At 70.5% G+C, this 8,068-nt stretch carries 6 protein-coding genes; 2 read left to right on the top strand and 4 right to left on the bottom strand.

Going from position 1 to position 8,068, the window contains the following annotated elements:
* Positions 1-1,799: 1,799 nt before the first annotated feature.
* Entirely contained in the window at positions 1,800-3,269 is a 1,470-nt protein-coding gene (locus A5481_RS30230; protein WP_245239035.1) for a UbiA family prenyltransferase, read from the bottom strand.
* The gene (locus tag A5481_RS30225) at positions 3,266-3,640 is read right to left on the bottom strand and encodes a DMT family transporter (RefSeq protein ID WP_048435689.1); all 375 of its coding nucleotides are present in this window, start codon (positions 3,638-3,640) and stop codon (positions 3,266-3,268) included. The genes A5481_RS30230 and A5481_RS30225 overlap by 4 nt, the downstream gene beginning before the upstream one ends.
* A gap of 453 nt (positions 3,641-4,093) precedes the next feature.
* Between A5481_RS30225 and A5481_RS30220 the strand changes: the two genes are divergently transcribed.
* Positions 4,094-4,957 (top strand): PhzF family phenazine biosynthesis protein, encoded by an 864-nt coding sequence (locus A5481_RS30220; protein WP_048435688.1) that lies wholly within the window; start codon positions 4,094-4,096, stop codon positions 4,955-4,957.
* A gap of 123 nt (positions 4,958-5,080) precedes the next feature.
* On the opposite strand, the gene A5481_RS30215 is transcribed toward A5481_RS30220, so the two are convergent.
* Positions 5,081-6,190 (bottom strand): branched-chain amino acid ABC transporter substrate-binding protein, encoded by a 1,110-nt coding sequence (locus A5481_RS30215; protein WP_048435687.1) that lies wholly within the window; start codon positions 6,188-6,190, stop codon positions 5,081-5,083.
* Positions 6,191-6,549: 359 nt separating this feature from the next.
* On the opposite strand from A5481_RS30215, the gene A5481_RS30210 reads away from it, so the two are divergent.
* Positions 6,550-7,518 carry a D-2-hydroxyacid dehydrogenase family protein gene (locus tag A5481_RS30210; RefSeq protein ID WP_048435686.1) on the top strand — a complete coding sequence of 323 codons (969 nt, stop codon included), beginning with the start codon at positions 6,550-6,552 and terminating at the stop codon, positions 7,516-7,518.
* Positions 7,519-7,569: 51 nt separating this feature from the next.
* Here the strand turns inward: A5481_RS30210 and A5481_RS30205 are convergent.
* Positions 7,570-8,068, bottom strand: a 499-nt coding sequence (locus A5481_RS30205; RefSeq protein WP_245298677.1) for a methyl-accepting chemotaxis protein, incomplete at its 5' end; no start/stop codon positions are given.

Genomic DNA, 8,068 nt, shown 5'->3' with positions numbered 1-8,068 from the left:
GCCGACCGCAGGGCGACGGCGATCGTGTCGTGGACCGTGGCAACGCGATCGTGAAGTACTCTAGAACGTAGAGCCTCCGCGAATCCCCGCCTGATTCAGTCCGGCGCACCGATAGATGCCGGTATCCTGCTCGCCGAAGAGCGGGCGGGCGGCCGGCACGGTGGCGATGCGGGGGCAGCGATCGAGCGCGCGGAAGAAGGCGCGGTACGCCGGCACGGGATCGTTGACGAAATCGGAGACCCCGCCGATGACGAAGACGTGGAAGTCTTGGGCCAGCCAGTGATCGAGCTGCCACTCCTCCGGCTGGATCGGCCAGGCATAGGGAATGACGACCTTCACCTCGTCGCCGCTGTATTTCTCGAGCCCACCGATTACCCAGGGATAGTCGACGACCGTGTACCCGCCCGGCGTGCCGGCGAACGGGCGATCCTGCGGCGGAAGATGAATGCCGTAGCGGGCCGCCAGCCGTTCGTGCCGGACCCGGGTCAGGATCTGGCTCTGGGGCGAGAGGGGGAGGTAGCCCGTGAGGTCGACGTTCGAGACGAGCCGGGCGCCGGGCGGCAGGTCGGAGCGGACGATGGCGGCGACGGGTGCGCCGATCGCCGGCGCCGTCGCCTGGGTGAGGATCGGTGCGATCCGGATGATCGAACTCGCGAACAGCAGGCAGAATCCGGCGTAGCCGACGAGCCGGAGCGGGCGTTCGCGGGCATCCGTCAGGAGACCGGCTCCGATGGCGGCGGCGACGAAGCCGAGGACGAGATAGGGGAGCCACAATTGCGACGGCTGCCGGCTGCCGGTGATCGAGCAGATCACGATCGTCCCGGTGACCCATCCGATCGCGCAGATCGTCAGCAGCAGGCGGATCCTGGGACCGCCGCAGGCGATGCCGAGCACCCACAACGCCGCCGCGCCGAGCAGGGTGACGAGCGGCAGGCCCGTCGCGTCGCTGAGGAGCTGCGAGATCCATGTCCCGATCCTCACGTCGAGCGATGCCGCGCGGTACGACATCTGCGACTGCACCACCTGCGCCTCGATGAAAGGCTTCGGATCGAGAAGGATGCCGATGTTCAGGATCGCGCCGGCCACCGCAGCCGCCAGCAATGCGACGATCCAGCTTCCGGCAAAGATCCTGCGCCGTCCCGGCGCCCGCATCGACCAGAGCACGAACAGCGCGAGCACGGGGGCCAGGAAGAAGACCGCCGACTGCTTGAAGCTCACGGCGACGGCGGCCGCCACGCCGACCTGCACGGCGCGCCAGAGCGAGGACGGCCGGTCCAGCAATCGCAGCGTGCACAACCCGACGAGGAGAAAGGCCGGGCCGATCCCGCTGTCCGACTTCGCGATGTGCGACCAGTAGACGGCGCCGGGCAGGACGGCCGCCGCCAGGCCGGCCAGCAACGCCGCCCGTCCGGAGAGGCCGACCTGGCGAGCGAGCGCCCACGCGATCGGCGCAGCGCTCGCCGAGCACAGCGCCACGACGACCCGTGCAGTCACGTAGAAGGACACCGGCTGGTCGAAATAGGCGGCGCGGAAGCTCGCCGTCGAGTGCCACCAGCCGAGCAGCCGCCCCAGGCCGTAGAGCGGCACGTAAGCGATGGCGACCAGGTAGGTGAGAAGCGGCGGATAGTAGAAGGTCCGGGGATAGAAGTCACCGGACAGGAGCCGGGCGGGGCCGCCGATGTCCTCGTCGAAGTGGGTGCCGTGCCAGTTGGCCCCGATCACGCGGAGCAGCAGGGCCAGCGCGAACAGCCCGAGAGGCACCAGGACGGCCGGGCGGAGGCGGACGTGCAGCAGCTTCGTCATGGCTTGAGACCCATCGCGGCGAGCCCGAACATCACGCCCATGCAGCCGAATACGACCAGGCTCTGCCAGTCCTTCACCGCGAACAGCACCGGGTCGTCGTGCATCTCGCCCCGGTTGACCTTCATCCAGATCCGCACGACCCAGTAGAGCATGAGCGGCGGCACCAGCCACAGCCACTGGCGAGCCGGATAATGCTCCGGCACGATCTCGGACTGCGTGTAGAAGGCGAGGATCATCACGCTGATCAGGCCGCTGCCGCCGCCGAGCGTCAGCAGGACCGGCAGGTCCGCCCGCAGATAGCCGCGTCCGGAAAGCTCCTTGCCCTCCGTCACCGTCACGCGCAGCTCCGAGTAGCGCTTCAGGACGGCAAGGCTCAGGAACAGGAACATCGAGAATGCGAGCAGCCAGAAGGACGGCTCGATCTGCGTGGCGGCCGCTCCGGCCAGGATGCGCAGGGTATACAGGCCGGCCAGCAGCATGACGTCGACCACGACCTGCTGCTTCAGCCAGAACGAATACAGCGTGGTCACGACCGTGTAGACGCCGAGCACGATCATGAATTGGACGGGCAGGAAGGCGGCGATGCCCCAGGACAGCATCACCAGCACCGGGACCGCCATGATCCCGTGCGAGATCGGAAGCTTGCCGGCAGCGAAGGGGCGGTTGCGCTTGCTGCGGTGGCGCCGATCGACGGTCAGGTCGAGCATGTCGTTGACCAGGTAGACCGCCGAGGCGAGCAGGCTGTAGGCGATGAAGGCGAGCACCGCCATGGTCACCAGGGAGAGATTGCCGACCTCCTGCGCCGCGAGCAGCGGAACGAAGATCAGGATATTCTTGACCCACTGGTGCGCACGCAGCGCCCTGATCCACGACCGCAGGCCGCCTCCCTCCGCCTCGATCCAGGTCGGTCCGGCATGGGAGCGCGCCGCGGCCCGGCGCAGATGCCCGTTGTCGGACACGAGCCAGGCGCGCCGCGCGTGGCGCATCACGGGCAGGTCTTCCCAATGATTGCCGATATAGTCGAACCCGCCCTCCCCGTAACGTTCGAGGAGCGCATCCGCCTTGTGGTGGCCCGACAGGTTCACGTCGTCGGTGCTGCTGATGACGTCGTCGAACAGGTCGAGATGGTCGGCGATGTTGCGCGCGACGGTGGCCGATGCGGCCGTCGCGAGCACCACCTGCCGTCCTTCGCCGCGCGCCTCCTCGACCAGCGCGATGACGTCGGGACGGTAGGGGAGGCTCGACGCATCGAGCTCGACGCGCTCCGCGACCCGGCGCTTGAACTCGGCCTTCCCCTTCGCGAGCCACAACGGCAGCTGGAACAGCGACGTCGGTGATCGCCTCGCCAGCAACAGCACCGTTTCGTACAGCATGTCGGTGCGGACCAGCGTGCCGTCCAGGTCAACGCAGAGAGGGACGTCGGCGCAGAGCGGAAGGTCCTCGGCGATATTCAAATTCATCATCATGCCTTCGCCATCATAACGACGCCTCCGACGATTATTAAGGTAGCGACGATCTTCGCCGGCGAAAATTGATCGTGATAGACGACCCGGCCAAGCAAAGAGGTCAGCACGATTGCGACCGCGACGAACGGATAGGCAGAGCTGACGGGAATGCGCGCCAGCACCAACAGCCAGACCGCCGCACTCGCGGCATAGAAGAACAATCCGAGGATCACCAGCGGATTGAAGACGATATGGTAGACTTGTATCGCAATACTTTCGGCCGTCATCGACCGCTGCACCGTGTCCGACATCATGCCGCCCTTGAGGGCGATCTGTGCCGCGGCCGACAGGACGACGCTGAGAGTGACGAGTAGGACAGTGCTCTCTTTCATGCCACCCCCAGAGCGTGCAATGCACCGACGTCGAGCGGTTGGGCCGCGACGATACTCATCACGGCTCTCATTCGGATTGATGGGCGATTACAGGCAATGACTCGCGGGTCAGAGACACGCCCCTGCTATAACGAGCACAGCTCGATGAGGTGAGCAAGGTGGGTTACGTTCAGCCGACGCGCCGCGAACGGGCGGAGCTTGACCTCCATCCAGTTGCACAGACCATTGATGGACTTGACAGGTCGAGCAACTGTATCGGGTGGCTGCCGTCACGGTCGCGGCACGCTCCGTCGACGGCATACGGCCTTCGGCGCCGAAGCGGACCACGTGGACTTAGGCTGCGGCCGCCGCCGTCAGTGCGGAGGAGAGTGCGGGCGCGATCTCCCCAGATCGCACCCTGCCGTAGCACCAAAGGTGTACGGTCGTTCGTCACTTGAGAGAGGCTGCCCCGCCATGACCGCCCGCTTCGCCCTGATCGACGTGTTCCACGACGGCGCCTTCACGGGCAATCCGCTCGCCGTGGTGAGCGGGGTCGAGCCCGACACCGCGACGATGCAGGCGATGGCGCGGTGGTTCAACCTGTCGGAAACGGTGTTCCTGCTGCCGCCGACCGATCGGCAAGCCGATTACCGGGCGCGGATCTTCACCCTCGCGCACGAACTGCCCTTCGCCGGCCACCCGACGCTCGGTGCCTGCCATGCCTGGCTCGGCTCGGGCGGGAGGCCGCGACGGCCGGGGCGGATCGTGCAGGAATGCGGCGCCGGGCTCGTGCCGATCCGGCAGGACCGGGACCGCCTCGCCTTCGCGGCGCCGCCGCTGCTCCGGGCGGGGCCGGTGGACGCGGCAACGATGCGGGAGATCGTGGCGGTGCTGCGGATCGCGCCGGAGCAGGTCGTCGAGGCGCGCTGGTGCGACAACGGTCCGGGCTGGGTCGGGGTGATGCTGGCCTCGGCCGCGGAGGTGCTGGCGGTCGCGCCGGCCCGGCGGCACGAGGGCCGGATCGATATCGGCCTCGTCGGCGCCCATGCCCCGGGCGGGGAGGTGGCGTGGGAGATCCGTACCCTGTTCGACGACGGCGCCGGCGCCCTCGTGGAGGATCCGGTGACCGGCAGCTTCAACGCGGCCGTCGCCGGCTGGCTGCGGGAGACCGGCCGCGCCGCCGGGCCCTACGTCGCCGCGCAAGGCACGACGCTCGGGCGCCGCGGCCGGGTCTTCGTCGATTACGACGGCGCCGACTGGATCGGCGGGCGCACCCTCACGGTGGCGGAGGGCACCCTCCCGGTCGATCTCGGTTCGCGCAGGTCTCTGTTCGCGTAGTACCGTCACGCCTTCGCAGCGTTGCGACGGCGTCCGGCGCCATCGGCGCGAGGACGGGGAAACCTTGCGGGCTTGCCCGGCGCCTCCGGACGAGCCCGTTCGAAGGCGGCTGCGGTATCGGTCTCAGTTGGCGTAGGTGAAGACGCCGTCGCGCCAGACGTAGAGCACGTAGCCGGGCGCGGTCACGTCGCCCTTCTGGTCGAAGCCGACATTGCCGAGCACCAGGTTGAAGCGCTCCGCATGCAGCGTCTCGGCGATCGCCTTCGGGTCGGTGGACTTGGCGAAGTTGCCGGCCTCGACGAGGGCCTGGAGCGCGGCGTAGCCGTAGAGGGTGAAGCCGGCGGGGTCGATCCCGTCGCCCTGCAGGGCCTTCACGGCGGCGGCGGCCTCCGGCTTGCGGCGCAGGTCCGGGTTGAAGGTCATCAGCACGCCGTCGCTCGCCGCGCCGGCCAGCGCCCCGAACTCCTTCGTGGCGATGCCGGAGGTGCCGAACCATTGCGGGCGGTAGCCGGCCTCCGCGGCCTTGCGCACCAGCTTGCCCATCTCCTGGTAGTGGCCGCCGTAATAGACCACCTCGATCCCCGCCCCCTGCAGCCGCTTGATCAGCGCCGCGTCGTCGGTCTGGCCCGGGACGATGGCGGCGAACAGCGTCTCGTTCTGGCCGATCTTGTTGAGGTTGGCCTTGGTCGATTCGGCGAGGTTCCGCGACAGCGGGGTATCGTCGTACAGGATCGCGATCTTCTTGTCGCGAAAACGCTCCGCCAGGATCGTGGCCGAGAGCCGGCCCTGGTCGTCCTCGCGGCCGGAGACCCGGAAGATCGTCGGCAGGCCGCGATCGGTCAGGCGCGCGGCGTTGGAGGCCGGGCTGATCATCACCGCGCCGGCCGCCGCGTAGACGTCGGACGCCGCGAGCGAGGCGCTCGAGCAGACATGGCCGATCACCAGGCGCACGCCCGAGCGTACGAAGCGCTCCGCCACCGCCATCGCCTGGCCCGGGTCGCAGGCATCGTCCTGGACGTCGAGGACGATCGGCTCGCCGGCGATCCCGCCGCGGGCATTGGCGTCGCGGACGGCCGCCTGCACGCCCTGGAGCACCTGCTCGCCGATGCCGGCGATCGCACCGGTGCGCGGCACCGCGACCCCGACGGTCACGTCGGCCCGGGCGGCGCCCGCCCCGGTCAGCAGCGCTCCGATCGCCAGCCACAGGGCGGCGACGGCCCTGGTGCGCGTCATCCCCGGCGCTCCCGCATGTGACGAACCACTCCGACCTCCGGCCCGGCCCCTGTTCGGGCCCGGCATGTCCCGGCCGCTTAGCACGACCGCCACCCCCGTGTCCGCGCCGACCTCCGCGCCGGCCCGCGAGGGCGCCCGCTCTATCGGGCGCGAGCCCGCCGGGACGCAAGGGGGCGACAGCGCGTAAGAGGGCCGCGGTCCATCGGGGTGCATGCCGCCAGCATAGCACGGACGCCGCGGGTGGAACGCCCATCCCGTACCGGATATTGACGATTCCCGCACCCGCGACGGCGCCCGGTCGGCGCGTCGCCGCCGCGACCGGCATGGCCGCGAGGTGCGACGGGGGAGGACGACGGGTGATGATGCAGGCCGACACGATCCGGGTCGCGGTGCTCGACGACTACCAGGGCGTTGCCGCGGGGCTGGCCGACTGGGCCGGGCTCGGGCCCGACGTCGCGGTGGAGTTCTTCTCCGAGCCGGTGCCGCCGGCGCAGGCGGCGTCGCGGCTCGCGCCCTACGACGTGCTCTGCCTGATGCGCGAGCGCATGCCCCTCGACGCCGCGCTGATCGCCGCCCTGCCGGCCTTGAAGCTCGTGGTGTTCACCGGCGGGCGCAACCCCTCGGTCGACGTCGCGGCGCTCGCGGCCCGCGGCATCCCGGTCTGCAACACCCGCAACGGCGAGGGCGGCCTCGCCACCGCCGAGCTCACGACCGCCCTGATGCTGGCCTGCGCCCGTCACCTGCCGCGGGAATTCGCCAACATGGCGGGCGGGCGCTGGCAGGAGACCCTGGGCGAGGGCCTGGAGGGCCGCACCCTCGGGCTCGTCGGACTCGGGCGGATCGGCGCCCGGGTGGCGGCGGTCGGCCGGGCGCTCGGCATGCGGGTGACCGCCTGGAGCCCGAACCTCACCCCCGCGCGGGCCGAGGCCGGCGGCGCGGCGCTCGCCACCCGCGAGGCGCTGTTCTCGGAGAGCGACGTCGTCAGCCTGCACATGGTGCTGGCGCCCGCGACGCGGGGCATCGTCGGGGCGGCCGAGATCGCCCGGATGCGGCGAGGGGCGATCCTGATCAACACCTCCCGCGGGCCCCTGGTCGACGAGGCGGCGCTGATCGCGGCGTTGCGCGAGGGCCGCATCCGGGCCGGGCTCGACGTGTTCGACCGCGAGCCCCTGCCCGCCGACCACCCCCTGCGCGGCCTGCCGAACGCCGTGCTGACGCCGCATCTCGGCTACGTGACCGAGAGCACGTTCCGGATGTTCTACGAGGACACCGTCGAGGCGATCGCGGCTTGGCGCCGGGGTGCGCCGGTGCGGCTGGCGACGGCCTGACCGGGCCGCCGGGGCCCCGCGCCGGCACCGCGCCGCCGTGACCCGGGCCGTTCACGCCGCCCTGACCGTCGCCAGGAATTCGCGCACCTCCGCGGTCAGGGTCGCGGACTGGCCCGACAGCGCGGATGCGGAGGCCAGAACCTGGGTGGCGGCCGCCCCGGTCTCCTCCGCCGCCCCGGCCACGCCGGCGATGTTGGCCGTGACCGCCTCGGTGCCGGAGGCCGCCCGGGTGATGTTCTGCACGATCTCCCGGGTCGCCGCGCCCTGCTCCTCCACCGCCGAGGCGATCGCGGTCGCCGCGCCCGAGATCTCGCGGATGCGCCCGGCGATGGTGCCGATCGCGCCGGCCGCCTGCTCGGTCGAGCCCTGGATGCGGCCGATCTGGGCGGTGATCTCCTCGGTCGCCCGGGCGGTCTGGCCGGCGAGCGCCTTGACCTCGGCGGCGACGACCGCGAAGCCGCGTCCCGCCTCGCCGGCCCGGGCCGCCTCGATGGTGGCGTTGAGCGCCAGAAGGTTGGTCTGGCCGGCGATCGACGAGATCATGCCGACG

The sequence above is a fragment of the Methylobacterium platani genome (assembly GCF_001653715.1).
GTDB lineage: Bacteria > Pseudomonadota > Alphaproteobacteria > Rhizobiales > Beijerinckiaceae > Methylobacterium > Methylobacterium platani.
Note: the sequence above shows the minus strand (reverse complement) of the source record. Positions and strands in the feature narration are given on the sequence as shown.